The organism is Affinundibacterium flavidum (genome assembly GCF_014284175.1).
GTDB lineage: Bacteria > Pseudomonadota > Gammaproteobacteria > Burkholderiales > Burkholderiaceae_D > Undibacterium > Undibacterium flavidum.
In genome coordinates this window covers 27,329-43,011 of the sequence record NZ_JACOGA010000016.1, presented here as the reverse complement: position 1 = coordinate 43,011, position 15,683 = coordinate 27,329, and the positions used below count along the sequence as shown (strand labels likewise).

The 15,683-nt window shown below is 47.6% G+C and carries 17 protein-coding genes; 5 read left to right on the top strand and 12 right to left on the bottom strand.

Annotated features, from left to right (window positions below):
* Nucleotides 1-54 precede the first annotated feature (54 nt).
* A complete protein-coding gene (locus tag H8K55_RS16340) occupies nucleotides 55-981 on the top strand; it encodes a zeta toxin family protein (protein WP_222612508.1) in 927 nt (308 codons plus the stop codon).
* Nucleotides 982-1,108: 127 nt separating this feature from the next.
* Here H8K55_RS16340 and H8K55_RS16335 read toward each other — a convergent pair whose 3' ends face one another.
* The 12 genes from H8K55_RS16335 to H8K55_RS16285 all read right to left on the bottom strand — a co-directional run bounded on the left by H8K55_RS16335 (nucleotide 1,109) and on the right by H8K55_RS16285 (nucleotide 10,766).
* Nucleotides 1,109-1,792 (bottom strand): DUF4253 domain-containing protein, encoded by a 684-nt coding sequence (locus H8K55_RS16335; protein WP_186943130.1) that lies wholly within the window; start codon nucleotides 1,790-1,792, stop codon nucleotides 1,109-1,111.
* 243 nt (nucleotides 1,793-2,035) lie between these two features.
* On the bottom strand, nucleotides 2,036-2,416 hold the full coding sequence (locus H8K55_RS16330) for a peptide chain release factor-like protein (protein WP_329605055.1): 381 nt from the start codon (nucleotides 2,414-2,416) through the stop codon (nucleotides 2,036-2,038).
* Nucleotides 2,403-2,657, bottom strand: a complete 255-nt coding sequence (locus tag H8K55_RS21610) for a hypothetical protein (protein ID WP_222612511.1) — start codon at nucleotides 2,655-2,657, stop codon at nucleotides 2,403-2,405. The genes H8K55_RS16330 and H8K55_RS21610 overlap by 14 nt, the downstream gene beginning before the upstream one ends.
* The gene (locus H8K55_RS16325) at nucleotides 2,654-3,823 is read right to left on the bottom strand and encodes an RNA ligase RtcB family protein (RefSeq protein WP_186943129.1); all 1,170 of its coding nucleotides are present in this window, start codon (nucleotides 3,821-3,823) and stop codon (nucleotides 2,654-2,656) included. The genes H8K55_RS21610 and H8K55_RS16325 overlap by 4 nt, the downstream gene beginning before the upstream one ends.
* A gap of 524 nt (nucleotides 3,824-4,347) precedes the next feature.
* Nucleotides 4,348-4,872 carry a DUF2059 domain-containing protein gene (locus tag H8K55_RS16320; RefSeq protein ID WP_186943128.1) on the bottom strand — a complete coding sequence of 175 codons (525 nt, stop codon included), beginning with the start codon at nucleotides 4,870-4,872 and terminating at the stop codon, nucleotides 4,348-4,350.
* A 274-nt stretch (nucleotides 4,873-5,146) separates the two neighbouring features.
* Nucleotides 5,147-6,343, bottom strand: coding sequence for a hypothetical protein (locus H8K55_RS16315; protein WP_186943127.1), 1,197 nt, complete (start codon nucleotides 6,341-6,343; stop codon nucleotides 5,147-5,149).
* Between the two features lie 263 nt (nucleotides 6,344-6,606).
* A complete protein-coding gene (locus tag H8K55_RS16310) occupies nucleotides 6,607-7,041 on the bottom strand; it encodes a hypothetical protein (protein WP_186943126.1) in 435 nt (144 codons plus the stop codon).
* 141 nt (nucleotides 7,042-7,182) lie between these two features.
* On the bottom strand, nucleotides 7,183-7,437 hold the full coding sequence (locus H8K55_RS16305) for a hypothetical protein (RefSeq protein ID WP_186943125.1): 255 nt from the start codon (nucleotides 7,435-7,437) through the stop codon (nucleotides 7,183-7,185).
* Nucleotides 7,438-7,517: 80 nt separating this feature from the next.
* Nucleotides 7,518-8,714, bottom strand: a complete 1,197-nt coding sequence (locus H8K55_RS16300) for an acyltransferase family protein (protein WP_186943124.1) — start codon at nucleotides 8,712-8,714, stop codon at nucleotides 7,518-7,520.
* Complete coding sequence (locus H8K55_RS16295) at nucleotides 8,711-9,337, bottom strand: hypothetical protein (RefSeq protein WP_186943123.1); 627 nt, start codon at nucleotides 9,335-9,337, stop codon at nucleotides 8,711-8,713. The genes H8K55_RS16300 and H8K55_RS16295 overlap by 4 nt, the downstream gene beginning before the upstream one ends.
* An 83-nt stretch (nucleotides 9,338-9,420) precedes the next feature.
* The gene (locus H8K55_RS16290; RefSeq protein WP_186943122.1) at nucleotides 9,421-10,314 is read right to left on the bottom strand and encodes an ABC transporter ATP-binding protein; all 894 of its coding nucleotides are present in this window, start codon (nucleotides 10,312-10,314) and stop codon (nucleotides 9,421-9,423) included.
* Nucleotides 10,311-10,766 carry a GntR family transcriptional regulator gene (locus H8K55_RS16285; protein WP_230408667.1) on the bottom strand — a complete coding sequence of 152 codons (456 nt, stop codon included), beginning with the start codon at nucleotides 10,764-10,766 and terminating at the stop codon, nucleotides 10,311-10,313. Before H8K55_RS16285 ends, H8K55_RS16290 begins: the two co-directional genes overlap by 4 nt.
* Before the next feature lie 573 nt (nucleotides 10,767-11,339).
* On the opposite strand from H8K55_RS16285, the gene H8K55_RS16280 reads away from it, so the two are divergent.
* The 4 genes from H8K55_RS16280 to H8K55_RS16265 all read left to right on the top strand — a co-directional run bounded on the left by H8K55_RS16280 (nucleotide 11,340) and on the right by H8K55_RS16265 (nucleotide 15,581).
* Nucleotides 11,340-12,632 (top strand): DUF2306 domain-containing protein, encoded by a 1,293-nt coding sequence (locus H8K55_RS16280; RefSeq protein WP_186943121.1) that lies wholly within the window; start codon nucleotides 11,340-11,342, stop codon nucleotides 12,630-12,632.
* 257 nt (nucleotides 12,633-12,889) lie between these two features.
* The gene (locus tag H8K55_RS16275) at nucleotides 12,890-14,056 is read left to right on the top strand and encodes a sensor histidine kinase (RefSeq protein WP_186943120.1); all 1,167 of its coding nucleotides are present in this window, start codon (nucleotides 12,890-12,892) and stop codon (nucleotides 14,054-14,056) included.
* Nucleotides 14,053-14,886: a LytR/AlgR family response regulator transcription factor gene (locus H8K55_RS16270; protein ID WP_186943119.1), complete on the top strand. Its 834-nt coding sequence runs from the start codon at nucleotides 14,053-14,055 to the stop codon at nucleotides 14,884-14,886. The genes H8K55_RS16275 and H8K55_RS16270 overlap by 4 nt, the downstream gene beginning before the upstream one ends.
* Nucleotides 14,883-15,581: a hypothetical protein gene (locus H8K55_RS16265; RefSeq protein WP_186943118.1), complete on the top strand. Its 699-nt coding sequence runs from the start codon at nucleotides 14,883-14,885 to the stop codon at nucleotides 15,579-15,581. The genes H8K55_RS16270 and H8K55_RS16265 overlap by 4 nt, the downstream gene beginning before the upstream one ends.
* Nucleotides 15,582-15,683 lie beyond the last annotated feature (102 nt).

The following is a 15,683-nucleotide window of genomic DNA, read 5'->3' as shown; positions in this document are numbered from 1 at the left end:
AGTCCATCAACACATGCGCCAACAATCAAACACGGTTCGCCGCGTTTTTTAATGATGATTAGCACAAGTCTCGCGCCTCAAGACTCTCCTTACGTTGTGGTATTTGCTGGCCCAAATGGTAGTGGAAAAACTTCGCTCATTGACGAGGTGAAAAAGACAGGATTGGCAGCACTGGGAGGAATATTTCCTATCCCCACGCACTTCATTAACCCAGACCAAGTAGCCAAAGATTTAACAGGCGATTATGCCAGTCAAGAAGATCACGACCGCGCCGCGCAAAACACGGCCATTCAAATGCGGCTCACGGCGATAGAAAATCATCAGACCTTTGCTTTCGAAACAGTGATGTCGCACACATCACGGATCAACGAATTAGTCTCACTTAAAAATCAAGGCTATCACGTTCTACTGGTATTTATCACAACCGACGATCCAGAAAAAAACGTTTTACGCGTGATTGATCGTTACCAATCCAAAACAACCACCGGCCATTTTGTCGCTCCCGACAAAGTGCGTGAGCGCTATCAGAGAACACTGGCACTCTTACCCAAAGCCGTCGAAATTGCCGATGCCGCCTTTGTCTACGACAACTCGGTCGACTACGAAAAAGCAAGTTTACAAGCCTTAATCGACCCGACAACGTTTTCGCTAAACGACCAAGCAAAACCATGGGTAAATGAAAAGTTGGTCGCCCGTCTTCAATCTAGAGAACTGCAACTTCACAACATCGCTTTCGATGAAGACGTCCCCTTATCTCAGTACGACGCCGATGTACTTAAAGGTGACTACACCGGATCTATTTTATTAATTACCGAGGACTACATTGTGCAGATGGATTCCGTGACAGGGCGAAAGGTTCTACACGATCGCCTTATATTGGACACCTCGGCAGATTCTGTGCACATTTATCGCATCGATGAAAACTTACGCATTGTCTACACTGTTGACAGTGCGCCCAGTATTTATATACTTGATCGCTAGACTACTGCCGATTTATAGACTAAATACTGTATCACCATCGATACGAGGGCGCGCTCACACAGCAACTCCTACCACACGAAATGGTCGCATTTTGTCGAAATGCACTTTGTACTGTCTCAAAAAACCCTCAATCCCACCAAAAATACCAAACCTCAGCATTCAACAACGTCGCAGCGAGGTTGGCGATGGTTTCGCAACCTTGGTCGACGATATCCGTACAATACCAATATTGCTGCCATGCGAGTTTGATCGCGGTCTCTTGGTCGCGCGGTGGATTTTTAACGATGCACTCGATCACGTCTCCTGAGACGCCGACAATTTCAGCGCCGAATTCTTTTTGCCAGTATTGATGCATCGCGCAATGCACTACGGGATCAGGGCAATCATTCCAGTCACCATATTTTAAGACCGCAGGTAGATGCCAAGGCTGCGCTATTTTTGCTGAGCCTAAGTAGACCTCAGATTTCACTTCGCTCGTCAAGATATCGCGATGCAGTGAGATCGCGCCTTTCTCAGCAACGTCACCAGGCCATTCACCAAGCACCTCGTCTTCGCTGAATTCATATTCTTCTGCTTCCGCACGACGCTCTTGCAGCCACGCCTCTATGTCGAATCGAGCCGCTTCGCCCAGAATCTCATCCACTGACTGCTCGTTGTATTCAGCCGCTTCTTGCAATTGCTCCACATCGTCGGCATCGCCGATCAAGAATGGATAATCGCCAGTCTGAGGATAAGTACCACGCTGTTGCATCAGTGATTCGATTGCCGCTTCGCCTGTGGTTTTGCTTGTAGTAAAAAGATCTGTATTCATATTTTTCAATTGAGGATAAAGATAAATTCAAGATTGCTTCTAGGGTGAACTGATACTGTCTTATCAAAAAAATGTTATGTCAAGGCTTAAGGTCGGGTTTTGCATGCTCACGAATTTGGCGCGTTTAAATTTATCGCCCGAATATTTATCTCCATCGTCGTTGTATGCTTCAAATTATGCCGCACACTAAGCTTCAAACTCTCGTCACATTGAATTAGCTAAACAAACTCAATGTCGATGTCATCATAGCCGTTTGAACTCTGAGCCAACAAATACTAAGCCTGCACGCCCACGCTCTAATTCCAAGTGACTAAGTCGCCGCTCACGATTTTGTTGAAGTGCTTGCTGTTCATCGCGTTCAGCTAGTTTCTGGGCAATCAAAAGCTGCGCCAATTTTTTATTGGCATATTGACTGCGTTCAGTCTGTACCTTAACACTGATTCCACTCGCCATATGCGTGGCGCGAATCGCGCTATCGGTTTTGTTGACGTGTTGCCCGCCGGGTCCGCTAGCACGACATGCTTGATAGCACATGGTGTGATCGGCAATGCGTTCTTCGATCTGAAATAAGCGCACACCGATGAACCAATTTTTACGCGGGTAACGCAAACTAGGGGCTCTCACATATCCACTGCACGCTACCCTGCCACTCTTGAATCCATGAGGTTGACGAATTTTCATTTTCCCCCTCAAGACTAAGCAATAGAGATTTAAAGTTTGAAGTGCGCGTAGCGGGAACACTCTCGACTAACTCTAAACGACAAGCATAGCGCCTCGCTTCGCGTTGCAAAGCTTGCCAGGTCTTAGCAACGCCCAGACAACATTCTTCCGGTCCCTGACCAGCGGTGATTTGTACTAAGATCATAAGCAGCACCCACCCGATGTTTTATAGCTAATCAAGGGCTTGAGCTTGGCGACCACATGAATTAGACCGGCATCTTGTAGCGATTCAATCACGCTATCGATCGGTTTATATGCTTCTGGCGCTTCTTCAAAAATCAAGCCTTTATCGTGGCACACCACCCGACTATCTAACGCTGTCCTGCTTAATTGCGCCACCGTGTACCGTTGCTTGAGGCGTGGCTCACATTCGCTACGCATCCACTTTCGACCCGCGCCATGCGCTAGGGAAAATAGACTGTGGCTAGCCAGCTCACCTTGATTACCTAATCTTGCCTGCACCACAAAGGAATAATCACCGCGAGAGCCTGGAATCACGATTAAACCTTCGTCTGCAGGCGTCGCTCCTTTTCTGTGCAAGAACCCGCGCGCGCCATCGATGCTGACTTCACTCAAAAAATTATGATGGATGTCCAATATCGGTTCGGCATGCGTGGCCAAGTTCGCACAAATACGCTCAGCGATCAAACTCCGATTGCATAGCGCAAAATGTAAAGCTTGCTGATGTTGCTGCCAATATGAAGTCGCGGCGGCATCATCTTCAGCTAGACCGTGATGTCCATACTGCTCTATATGCTGACGCAAAATTTGTCCACCGAAACCGCGTGAACCGCTATGCACCAGCAACATCACTTGTTTGCGATCAAGTCCATGCGCTGAAAAAATTTGCTGATCAAACACTTCGGTTATCTGCTGTAGTTCAGCAAAATGATTGCCACCGCCTATCGTGCCCAAACTGGGTTCAAAGCCGCTCTCTTGCAATTGATAAGAACGCACGCGCTCTCGCCAAAAATCATTTTGCTCGATCAAGGGCGCATCAATATTGCCCAAACGCTTAACCAATTTGTCGAGTGATAGCTTTGCAATGGAAAGATCCGTTTTTAATAAACGCATGCCGCAACCGATGTCGCCACCAATCAATGCGGGATAGAATCGACCAACCGAAAAGAAAGCTGCGCCCACAGGATAACCACGCCCCGGATGTAAATCAGGCATGCCAACCACCCGGTGCATACCTGGCAGTTTTGCTGTAGTTTGTAATTGCTGGATTGCGCCTCCTTCAATCCATGTTTTTGGTGAGGCGATCACAGAAACATTTTCTGCGATGATTTGTAATGAGGAATTGCCCATTCGGTTTCAACCTGTAAAAGTGCAGGTCGTCGCCAGGACGTATTGATCGCAATTCCGCTTAACTAATCAATCTGATTTCAGATTATTCAGATTAATAGATCAAGGAAATACGCTTAAGCCTGACGCAACCCGCTAATAAAAAAAGCGTGTGGTGGGAACAGGTTGATTGAATTCATGATGAGCTCCTTTTTATCGTTATTATGAGAGATTGAAAATCGAAGTCGCTGTGTACTTCGGTTTTGATTATAGCAAGGATTCTTTTTTTAAACCACCAACGCAGCAGTACCAGCAAAACCAAGCTGCGAATTGTCCAGCCGTGAGCTGCTATAGGATGCGTACTTGAAGATCAATCAAAAAAAGAATCCACAATCAGATTCAGAGTAAGAAATGGATCTAAGATGATACCGACAAGATGATGTGCTGGAGCTGAGCAGCAATCACAAATTTCTGTGTGATTGCCACCAAACTCTACGAAAATGTGTGATGTCAAAACTTGACCCCAGCTTTTCATGTCGAGCGACTTTTTAGCCTTTCGGTTGTTCTGAGACCTTTTTCAGTTTCTCTACGCTCTCAGCACTAATTTTCTCTAACTTCGGCATCATCACTGCCATGCGGCGCTCCATCATTTGCATGGTCATTTGCATCACCAAAGGCATCTTTTTGATCACAGCTTGACCTGCTGGCGATTGATAGAAACTGAGCATGCCCTCAATCTCTTTTTGAGTAAAACTCTTTTTGTAAATCTCAAGGAACATAGGTTCGATCGTTTCCCATGTCATCTCATTTTTCAATAATGTGGCGAGCTCTTTCTGCATCTCGAGCACGACAGCTTCTTGTTCCGCAGTCATTTTATTACCCGCTAATGCTTGCTGCATAGAAGACTTCATCATTGCATCCATTTGCGGCATCAAACCATCCAACATCTTTTTTGAGTTGGTAATTTCAATCAGTTGTTTAATCGACGCATCACTTGCAGGAGCGTCGGCAGCCGATGCGGGAAACGCCGCGAGATTAAACAAAAAAAGCAGGGCAATAGAAAATTTCTTCATTCGCGAAGTCCTTAGATAGTTGAGGTGGTTTGAGTCATAAAACGTGGCAGTTTAACGTGCATAAAAAATCGTGTCACGTCTTACTATGCAGCATCACCACATCTCCCTCAAAATGTGAGTCATGGCCAATACATATAAATTGGAAAGAGCTGGAACAATGATCGCGCTTATTTTCGACGACTGACTTTACGCCAAACTCAACACCGTGATCAAATCACTAAAGTGTGATGTCATGACTTGACCCCGTGCTTCCTTTAGGCAGAGGCCGTTTCCGTCAAGCGCCTGTGACCGTCATCCGGATCGGATAAAGTACGTCGCCGAGGGTCCCCTTCGGCGTAATCAGACGATAGCGCACTTGGGCCGTGTAGACGCCCGGCGTCAGACAGCTCATCCCACTATAATAATTACTGATACAAGTAGCGGCACTCCGGTAAGGAAACTCACTCCACCAACTGTTAACAGGGCCGGTCGTGCCTGCAGCGCTTAGATACTCGATGCCAACAAATTCACTGGCAATACCTATGTTGGTAACCAGTTGATAGTTGTATTCCATTGTCGACGTTTGCTGTTTCTGCATAAAGTCCAAGGTTGCTGGGTAAAACAGTGAGTTGATCGCAGGATTTGGCGTGACGTTATAGCGCACATTCACGGTCTGCTCAAAAATTAGTTCCCGGCCCGGGGACGTTGCTACAGCGGACACTCTCACAGTATGGAAATAGTTGCCCGGCTTGCTCGGATAGATCTGGATCTGCATCTGCTTGTCCTGCAAGATGGTGCCCTGTCTGGGTAGCACGCCAATGGTCGGGTAGGGATAATAGTACGTTGTATTGCCGATGCTTAACGTGTGCTCCTCCACGATGGTTCTATAGGGGCTCGAAATGTTTGCGACCCAGCCCTTGCCAAGGCTTGAATAGCCAATATCAACCATTTCCGGTGGTGGTACCGTGCCAAATGGCACTGTCACATTGATTTCATTCCGGCTCACGGTCAGCCCGGCCTCCACTTTCACGTTGTATGGTAACAGGAGCGGGGTGCCAGCGATCGGTTGAGTACACGCCGCATCTAGGCAAGCCCTGACGCGCACATTGCCAGTGAAGTGACCGGCCACTTTCAACTGCTTACCTATCAGTCTGAGGATATAAGTCGAGCCGCTTGCGAGGCGCTGGATGATCAAATATCCCTCGGCTTGGAACAGGTTGGCTGGGTCTTCCACTAATACGAACACGGTCTTCCCGTTCAGGCTATCGAGATTACCGCTGATCGTTCCAGAAAATTCAATATCGTCGTAATATTCATCCACCAATTTAGTACTGGCAATTACAGGCATGCTGCTTGGGGCGCTGACGGTCACCGTGGTCATCGTGGTCACCGTACTCGACGTACTATTACCGCCGCCGCCACCGCCGCAACCGGACACCAAAGCCGCCACCGACAACACAACTGCGAATAATCTCAAAATACAACTGCTCATTTAAATGTTCCCTAAAAGTAGATGCCTGATCCTCATCGAGATATACCAAAATTGGCAGGCTCGTCATTCTACGAGAAGTCGACTATTTCGTGTTGCCTTTTAACTATTAAGTTGTCTTTAATGTTGAAAAAAGGACTCCATTTGTAACTCTATCTGTCAGACTAGTTGTCGCCTCAAGAATCTCGATCCGAGATCAAACGCAAGATGCAAAAGATGTATAGAACTTATTCTTACCAATTCAAAGAGCAAGCACTACTCAAAGTCTACGATCGAGGCGACCGCACGATAGAATCCGTTGTAGAAGAACTTTCTTTCTGTTTCACTGCACGACTCACCGTCGCGTAACTTACCCCAAAATGGGTAACTACATGCTCAAGTGTGCAATGCCCACTTAAGTATGCCAGTGCCATATTTTCGTTTCGCGTGTTTCCCAAATTGACAAAGTAATCCAATGGCTTGATGGGGGTTTGTTTTTGTTTTTTGGGGATGTCTTTGAGTGATTGTTCGGGATCGAGCTTGCATTGCATATCAAGTACAAAATCGTCGTCACCGAGATAAATTTGGTTCTTCAAGCTCTGCCAAGGAGAAGCTTGTCCTTTGCCCTGCTGTACAAATTCACGATAACGCTGCTGTGCGACTTTCTTAGTCTTGGCAAATCCACCCAGAACCCACTCGGTCGTTAAACCCAGAATTTCCATTAGGATTTGCGATGAAGACGGATGCACTTTTCGAGATAGTTTTGATGCGAATGAGGCGCTAATAGCGAGCTATTAGCAACGAAGAGTAGCAAAAATAGCCGAAAATGCGCTGTCAGCACGCAAATAGCACCGCAGGTGCACCTAATGGAAAATCTGGCTTAAACATGCCGCGCCTTCTGCCAATCCAGCAGTAGCACGATAGCTACTCCACGGCCAGTCTTTGGCACTGCGCACCATGCCGGCACGTACCGGATTTAAGGCGATGTAGCGCGCCAATTCAAGCAGGTAGAATTCTTTCTGCGCCAAAATCGCTTTAAATCGCCCCTGAAAAACATGGCCTACCCGTTGATACTGCCTGTTGACATATTGGGCATAAGAGCCATTCAGCAATTTCATACCGTCAGAGAAACTGGCTCGGTTTGTTTCAATCAGATGCGAATACCATGTCTTTGCGAGCGACTGTGCGTGATGCAAAGCTATGATGCAGAGGTCTTAGCGCATGAGGTCTTAGTGTCTGAATTATTGCCGTTTAAAAATTTCCCCAACAGGCGCCCACGTACGAACAGGTGATAAGTAAGAAATGCGATGCTCAAGGTCGCACATAGTGAAAGGCTTAGTTTCACACTCCAATGTAAGTTCACGTCCATTAATGGAATTTGGATGGCAAAGATCAATGGTAAGTGAATCAGATATACCCAGTAAGAAGCATCAGCGATATAGCGCAGAAAGCCATGATGCGCATCGAGCCAGCGTCGACCAAAGATAATGCACACAAGCGTCATCCAATACCCAGTATAGGCTTGTAAAAGCACCAGAATCGCTTGTAAGGATAGATCAGGTTTGATCGCCCCATTGATTCGCAGAAGGTAAAGAAACAGCGCATACGCCAATAACGATAACAGCAGCAATCTAGGCGCGAACAGGCTTAGTTGATCTATCCAACGAGCTTGATGAAATAGACGAAATCCGATCAGGAAATACGCTCCGTAAAAGAGCAGCGCCCACCATTGCGGGAAGAAGCTTTCCGGTGCTGGAAAAGGCGCTGGTACGGCAAACAGTGCTGGCATCAGGGCCAGCGGTACAAGGCAGACCTTCTTCATTGGCGTCAACGCATCTAGCCAACTATCTAGCCAGCTAAGATGTTCATTCCATTCCAATGTTGAAGCCACCCAAACCAAAATGCAAAAGCACATCACATAGGGTAAAAACCATAGGTGCGCGAGCGTGGGTGGTGCCGTGGGTGCTTGGGGATTGTCCAGCCACGGCTTAATCACTTGAAGTAAAGGAGATAAATTCTCTACATCCGTAATCGCCAGACGAATGAGCCAGCCCATCGAGAAATAGACAAGCGGCCAGAACACAAGCAAGGGCAAGATGATGCGCATGAAGCGGTTTTTAAGCATGCCGCCCATGCCCCGCTTTTGCACGAGCAAAGCGGCAAAGAAACCCGCCACCACAAAGAACAAGGGCATGCGAAATAGATGAAAGAACCAGGCAAACGCGTCTACGATAAGCGATTGTCCCCTGTCAGCAGTGGGCCAAAATGGATGTGCCAAAACGCTATAGGCGAGTGCGGTATGAAACACCACACCCGTCAGCATCGCCAGGGCGCGCAGATTGTCCATGTAGTGAAAGCGCTCATTCGCTTCTGGCATCTGCGCTGGGGCGTTCATAGAAAAGAATCCTTGCGGCGATACACGGCACGGGCAAAAGCAAGTGACAACAATATTACTGCCAACTCCAAAGCAAAAATGCTCAAAGCTTCTTGACTCAAAACGATGTCGTTGGTTTCAATTTTCTTACCGATGGCGTCAATGGTGCCGAGGACGACCATAAATGGGCCGACGAAAGTCGATACCGCAATTTGAACGAAGATATTCCAACCCTCTGACTCCAGCACCAAAGCCGCACTCAGCGAGATGAAAAAATTCGTTGCCAGAAACCCGTAGATCAAGAATGACCAAATCAAAATACCGTCTGGCAAAGGCGTAAACAGAACCAAGAACGCGGTCCCCGCCACCACGATCAAGAAAGGTACAAGATAAAGCACCAGATTAGCTAAAACTTTGCTCCAAAAAAAAGTCATCGGCGTCATCGGCAGACTCATCATGAAAGTCAAAGTGTGTTCCCTGCGTTCATTCAGAAGTGAGGTCTGAATCGCAAACCCACCGACACAAATCAAGAGCACGAGCAAGATCATGCCGCCAGCATAAAACGCCCACGTCTTCGCCATGCCGATCAGGGTCAAACCAATGAGTAGCCCGATCACGTAAGCCGCAAATTGTTTTTGATACATGTGAAACTCTTTCAGAATGAGCCTTTTGATCATGTGTCTTGTTTGTTGCGTTTCACTCGCGTTGTTTTGAGGTAGTGTGCTCATCATTTGTCTCCCGCGCGAACGCTCGTCACGAAAATGTCTTCTAGGTTCATGGGTTCTACCGTGTTCACCGTCAGGTTCATCTGTGCAAGGCGCGTCTCAAAAACATCCCCTGCGTTGCGCACCTTGAGTTCAATGATGGAGCCGTTATTGCGCGCACTGATCACTTCGGGTATGTCTTTGAGCTCATCTTGCCAAGGTCCGTGGCAAATAATGCGGCGCCAACTGGATAAGAAAGTTTCCTTATCTTCGGATGCCACGAGCTTGCCTTTGTGGATAAAACTGATGGAATCGGAAAGCTGTTCCACATCGACCGTGTTATGCGATGAGAAGAGAACACTGCGCGATTCGTCCCGCAACACATCCGCCAAAGCCTCAAGCACTTCAGCCCGCGCGACCGGATCTAAACCTGTGGTTGGTTCATCGAGTAGCAACAGTTTCGGACGGCGCGCAAGAATCAACAGCAAGGCGGCTTTCACCCTTTGTCCGTGCGAAAAACCACCTAACTTCTGTTGCGATTTCAGATCAAAACGCTTGAGCAATTGCGCTGCGTAAGTTTCATCCCACTCGGGGAAAATCCCCTGGATAAAATCCATATGCCAACGCAGTGTCTGCGTTTTGTATAAGCGCATGTCTTCAGAGGCATAACCGACATCCCGTTTCGCTGCCACCTGCGCCTCTGGTAATCGATGACCACAGACGTCGACTTCGCCTGCATCGGCACGAATCAAGCCCATGAGGATACGCATAATGGTGGATTTACCTGCGCCATTGGCTCCAACCAAGCCCATAATCTGCCCAGTAGGCAATTCTAAATCTAGTGGGTGCAGCACAAAGTCCGCGTAAGTTTTCTGCACGGCGCGCAATGAAATGGCAACATCGGTTTGCAAATTCATTTGATGATCCTTGTCAAAGAAGAGTTTGTGCTGGTTTTTGCATTGATGGCTTTGCTGTTGGAAACGTCGGGGGCGGTCGCTACCATAGCGGCACTAACATGCTCGACCACCTCCTTCCCATCCATACCCAATTTGTGCGCGGCGCCCACCATGCCCATTAGATGCGCATCGAATTCGTCCCGAACAAGTTGTTTGGCCAGATCCTGAGTCTCGGCAACGAAGGAACCTTTGCCTTGCCGAGTGACGATCACGCCCGCGCGTTCTAATTCGAGATAGGCGCGTTTAACGGTGATCACACTCACGCTACTCGCGCTAGCTAATTCACGTATCGAAGGCAGGGATTGACCCGGGCGCCAATCACCAGCCATTACCTTGGTGGTAATCTGCTCCATGATCTGTTCGTACATCGGCGTACTATCGTGATTGGAGAGAAAAAGTTTATCTGTGGTCATTGTCTGAAGCCTTTTGAAGTTCCTGAAGTTCCGTGCTTAACTGAGCATATTAAGTATATACAGATAAATACAGGAGTCAAGTCTTCATTGCAGTTTGCTGATTTCGTGGAGTGGGGTGCAAGGTAGGAAATGAGGGATTGGAAGTTCAATCCTATGAGAGTCTGAGATTTGAACGCGGGAAACGGCCAATTAACGTCTCAATGAATTGATGCGACAAAATGATGCACAACATTTTCCTCGAAAACATCTGGCGATTGTAAGGGTGAGTTTTTGTATCTCAAAAACGGAAAGACCCTTTTGATTACTATCGTCCATCGCCGCCTTACTCATACTCTCCCCCTCACCTTGGTGCACAGCCATGGATTCACCACGCTGGTGACCCGACCAAAGCTTGGTTTGCTGCGACGGAGCACCTAGCGGTTCAGCCGGCACAGCCTACGGCCTTCTTGTAAGCCATCGCCATAGACCGTCATTCATCGAGATTGTAACGTGGGTCATCGCAATTCACTGGCAGAGGCTCATGGCAATGCGCAAAGTGCTACCTGACAAGCGCAAACCAGTTGAGGAATGGAAATGACAATTAATCACATCGACCTGCCGCAAGGCAAAACGGCCAGCGATACAGGCGCAATAGGCATGCCTGGACGCACCAAGATTACTGGAAGCGGGGCAGCATCCAGAGCGCTGGCAGACAAACTCTTTAGCATCGCGACGCGTGCGTGGTTTGTCATAGCGATCATAGGCCAGTGGGTATTTCTGGCCTATCTCTTGGGCTTTTATGCACCATCGACGTTGACTGGCAACTTTCAACTCTGGACCAAAAATCCAATGTTACCGAAGGGCTACGTGGCTGGCGATACGGTCGGCAATCTCGCGTTTGCTGCACATGCATTACTTGCCGCCATCATCGCGTTTGGCGGCGCGGTACAACTCATCCCTCAGTTACGGAAAGCGGCGCCTACTTTTCACCGCTGGAACGGTCGCCTGTTTATGGCAACCGTGCTCTGCCTGAGCATCACAGGGCTGTACATGATCTGGATTCGCGGTACACCCGCACCATTGATCGCCGACCTGGCCATCACGCTCAATGCTGTGTTTATCCTTGGCTTCGGTTGGCTCTCCTTGCGCACAGCGATGCGGCGTGACATTGCCAGCCATCGCCTTTGGGCGCTGCGTCTTTATCTTGTGTCGAATGCGCAGTGGTTTACCAGGATTGGACTATTCGCCTGGCTGATTATTGCTCAAGGCCCGGTCGGCATGGGTGCCAACTTTGATGGTCCCGTGGTCATTTTCTGGTCCTTCGGTTGCTACCTGGTTCCCCTGATCGTTCTTGAGCTCTATCTGCGCACCAAACAGAATGCCGCTACCAGCCGCAAGCTCTTCATGGCAGCCACCCTGGCGATTGCCGCAGGATTGACTGTCATCGGGACAGTCGGTGTTTCGATGTTCTCTTGGATTCCAGCAGTCAAGGCGGCGAATGACCATCGCATTTCTATTGCCGATACGCTTTCTGCCACCCTCCTTTCCGGCAGCCTTGATCAGGCCATAAAGCAATATCACGCATTGAAATCTGCAGCGCCGACGCGTTATAACTTCGATGAGAGTGAGCTGCGGGCTTTGGGTAAGAAACTGGTTGCCAGCCGGCGTTATGATGACGCGATCGGCATTTTCCGTTTGAACCTGGTAGCTTACCCACAATCGGCAAGAGCCCATGTCCGTCTGGCCGAAGCGTACCTAGCGGCAGGCAATTGGGCTGAGGCGCTCGTCAACTGTCGAAAAGCGCTGGCGCTGAACCCGAAAGATGATGTCGCGATACCGTTACTGCAACAACTCAATGCCAGTCATCCGACAAGTAAAGAGCGATGATCATTCGGTTTTCGTTCCGCCGCTGCTATACCAATCTGGGGTCGGACCTTAATGGGCGCTCCCTATGTGCTGTGAATGTCTACTTGTGAATATCTAATCAAATGTCAATAGTAAGACCTGCGTCACACTTCGCGCATACTTCACAAACACGCCTCTGCACCTCTCAAATTGGGTAAGTGACGAAACTGTAAAAGCAGGTGACAAAATGTATAGCTAGATTGTTTTCACAGGCCATGTCGTCATGTACACTCGCTGCCATGAATACTACGCACTTGTCCAACAGCACACCCACTAGCATCGACGCGCCTTTGCTGAAAGTTGTAGGTGTCAATTTATTGATATGGCTGGGAATCAGCACCTTGGGTTCGGCGGGGCGCTACCACGACATCTTGCGTCACGGTGGTTATTTACCGTATTTAGGGCTATGGCTCACTGGGGTCAATGCACTCACAATGCTGTTTTTCATCAGTACCGGCCTCTATATTTTTCTACAAAAAAATCCAGAAAAAATTGCCACTACAGGCCACGTCATTCGTCTCTATGTGCTATTAGTTCTCACTTTTTTTCCACTCCACGTACTGTATAGCACTATTGTCCCAACTTGGTTAAATACGCCTGGCCCGCATACGCTAGACAGTCTTTGGTCAGAGTTTATACACAATAATAGCTTTACTTGGTTTATAGAATTTTGCTGGTTCACCGGTACCTTTACTGCGGTTATCGCAATTCGCATTTGGTATATCGGACAAGCACGCAATGCCACTTTGCAGCAGACACAAACCGCCTATCTTCAGCTCGAACTCGCGCTTGAACAACAACGTCTACAGAGTTTAAAACAACAGCTAGAGCCACATTTCATTTTCAATGCGCTGAATGCCATCAGCGCGTTAGTAAGAACAAACGAGAAATCTGTCGCACTAGTTGGTATCCAAAAACTAAGCGATTTATTGAGTTACGCACTGAGGGCAAGCAACAGAGACTGGGGCAGCTTTAAAGACGAACTTGACTTCATACGTGACTATCTAGCGCTACAACAGTTACGCTATGGTGGCCGACTAGAGGTTTCCATCCATGGTGATGTACCTGCAATTTTGCACGGTGATTGTCTACCATTATTACTGCAACCATTAATAGAGAATGCCTTGCGCCATGATCTCGATTGCCATAAGGGCAAAAGCAAAATCGATGTGCTACTGAGTTTGAATCAAGATCAAAGTCAGATCACTATTCAAATAAACAATCAGATTCAAAGCAAGGCAAAAAAGAATCCAGGTTTAGGCCTAGGTTTATCACAAACACGATTACGCCTAGAGTTGATGTACGAAGGTAAAGCGAGTATGCACATTAAGGAAGGCGCACAAGATTTTAGCGTTGTCATCACCATACCAAGCTATCGACCCGACCAAGCTGACGACATGCTATGAACCAAAATTTGCCCACTTTTATTCCCCGCGCCTTAATTGTTGATGATGAAGAACTGGGTAGAAAAAATCTACAATGCGCCATTGATGAACACAGCAATTGGTCAATAGTGGCACAGGTTTCTAGTGTTGCCGAAGCACGCAATATTCTGGCGTCTGAACAGATAGATGTCATTTTTTTAGATATACAGATGCCCGAGGAGACTGGCCTGCAATTGGCGCGAGAATTATCAACGCAAGAAGCACCACCGTTAATTATTTTTGTCACTGTATTTAATGAACATGCGATTGAAGCATTTGAATTACACGCACTTGATTATCTATTGAAGCCACTCAACGATACGCGCCTTGCCAAAGCTTTAGAGCGTGCGGAAAGTATGCTTTCACTACAGCAGAAAGCCGACTATCGAAAAGCGTTGCGTCGCTATGTTGAAGATGAAAACAGCAAAACACAGCCGACGCAAGAGTATTGGCAACAGGTCTGTGTACGCTCTATCGGAAAAATAGAAACAGTTTTTCTCAGCGATGTTTTATGGATTGAAGCGCAAGGCAATTACATGCAACTTCACACAGACGCGCGCGCCATTCTCTACCGTGCTCCGATGACCCGCCTTGTAAAGCATTTAGACCCGAAGATTTTTATGCGCATACATCGCGGCACTATTGTTCGCAAGGATCAAATCGCCAGCATCTATGTGGCTGCTGACAATTACTACAAAATGGTCATGCGTTGCGGTGATCAGACCCAAATAAGCGAACGCTACATTGCCTCCGTCAAAGAGGCCCTTGATAAACAGAATTCTTCTTTATTGGCGACGGGAATTTGGAAATGAAGAAACTACTAAGCACCTATTTTTACTTGTTCATGTCTTTATTGATCGCGACGATCATTGGATTTGCCTTTGGCCCGAATTTAGCCCAAACAATGGTTTATCCATCACTTCGTCCACCTCTCATTTTGTATCTCCATGCAGCAGTTTCTGTCGCATGGGTGCTACTACTTTGTGTTCAAGTGAGTTTGGTAAGAGGGGCGAATTTACGCTTGCACAGGCAATTGGGACAATTCGGTTTTGCACTAGGTATTTCACTACCAATACTCGGGATTGCCACCGAAATTGCAATGAATCAGTGGCATCTCAGTCAAGGTCACAGCACCAATCCAGTGTTTTTTAGTATCTCGCTCAACGATATGCTTAGCTTTTCAATCGCATTTGGTTTAGCAATGTGGTGGCGAAGTAGACCGGAATATCATAAGCGGCTTTTGCTCATCGCCACATGTTGCTTAACCAGCGCAGCCTTCGCCAGATTGCATTTCATTGTACCTAGCTGGTGGTTTTACTTTTTTGTTGACGCATTAATAGTCTTGGCGATGATTCGTGATCACATCGTCATCCATTCTGTTCATCGCGTCTATTCCATCGGTTTGCCCTCTCTCGTCGCTGGACAAATATTGGCGTTTTTTCTATGCTTCCAAAAGCCCGAATTCTGGGTGAATTTGAGCCAATTCTTGTTGGGAGGAGCGAAATGAAATCTAAGGCAAATTCGAATGAAGCTTCTCAAGTTAGCTTATTTTTTGCAAATTGAAACCGCAGTGCCAGTGTGGCTTTGAAGCAGAGAATCCTTGTTGGGC

What these genes read in the sequence shown, in the direction of transcription:
- H8K55_RS16285 (WP_230408667.1), bottom strand. Translation starts at nt 10,766, where the DNA reads ATGACCACAGATAAACTTTTTCTCTCCAATCACGATAGTACGCCGATG.
- H8K55_RS16305 (WP_186943125.1), bottom strand. Translation starts at nt 7,437, where the DNA reads ATGAAATTGCTGAATGGCTCTTATGCCCAATATGTCAACAGGCAGTAT.
- H8K55_RS16270 (WP_186943119.1), top strand. Translation starts at nt 14,053, where the DNA reads ATGAACCAAAATTTGCCCACTTTTATTCCCCGCGCCTTAATTGTTGAT.
- H8K55_RS16265 (WP_186943118.1), top strand. Translation starts at nt 14,883, where the DNA reads ATGAAGAAACTACTAAGCACCTATTTTTACTTGTTCATGTCTTTATTG.
- H8K55_RS16290 (WP_186943122.1), bottom strand. Translation starts at nt 10,314, where the DNA reads ATGAATTTGCAAACCGATGTTGCCATTTCATTGCGCGCCGTGCAGAAA.
- H8K55_RS16295 (WP_186943123.1), bottom strand. Translation starts at nt 9,337, where the DNA reads ATGTATCAAAAACAATTTGCGGCTTACGTGATCGGGCTACTCATTGGT.
- H8K55_RS16325 (WP_186943129.1), bottom strand. Translation starts at nt 3,823, where the DNA reads ATGGGCAATTCCTCATTACAAATCATCGCAGAAAATGTTTCTGTGATC.
- H8K55_RS16335 (WP_186943130.1), bottom strand. Translation starts at nt 1,792, where the DNA reads ATGAATACAGATCTTTTTACTACAAGCAAAACCACAGGCGAAGCGGCA.
- H8K55_RS21610 (WP_222612511.1), bottom strand. Translation starts at nt 2,657, where the DNA reads ATGATCTTAGTACAAATCACCGCTGGTCAGGGACCGGAAGAATGTTGT.
- H8K55_RS16300 (WP_186943124.1), bottom strand. Translation starts at nt 8,714, where the DNA reads ATGAACGCCCCAGCGCAGATGCCAGAAGCGAATGAGCGCTTTCACTAC.
- H8K55_RS16310 (WP_186943126.1), bottom strand. Translation starts at nt 7,041, where the DNA reads ATGGAAATTCTGGGTTTAACGACCGAGTGGGTTCTGGGTGGATTTGCC.
- H8K55_RS16340 (WP_222612508.1), top strand. Translation starts at nt 55, where the DNA reads ATGATTAGCACAAGTCTCGCGCCTCAAGACTCTCCTTACGTTGTGGTA.
- H8K55_RS16280 (WP_186943121.1), top strand. Translation starts at nt 11,340, where the DNA reads ATGACAATTAATCACATCGACCTGCCGCAAGGCAAAACGGCCAGCGAT.
- H8K55_RS16320 (WP_186943128.1), bottom strand. Translation starts at nt 4,872, where the DNA reads ATGAAGAAATTTTCTATTGCCCTGCTTTTTTTGTTTAATCTCGCGGCG.
- H8K55_RS16275 (WP_186943120.1), top strand. Translation starts at nt 12,890, where the DNA reads ATGAATACTACGCACTTGTCCAACAGCACACCCACTAGCATCGACGCG.
- H8K55_RS16315 (WP_186943127.1), bottom strand. Translation starts at nt 6,343, where the DNA reads ATGAGCAGTTGTATTTTGAGATTATTCGCAGTTGTGTTGTCGGTGGCG.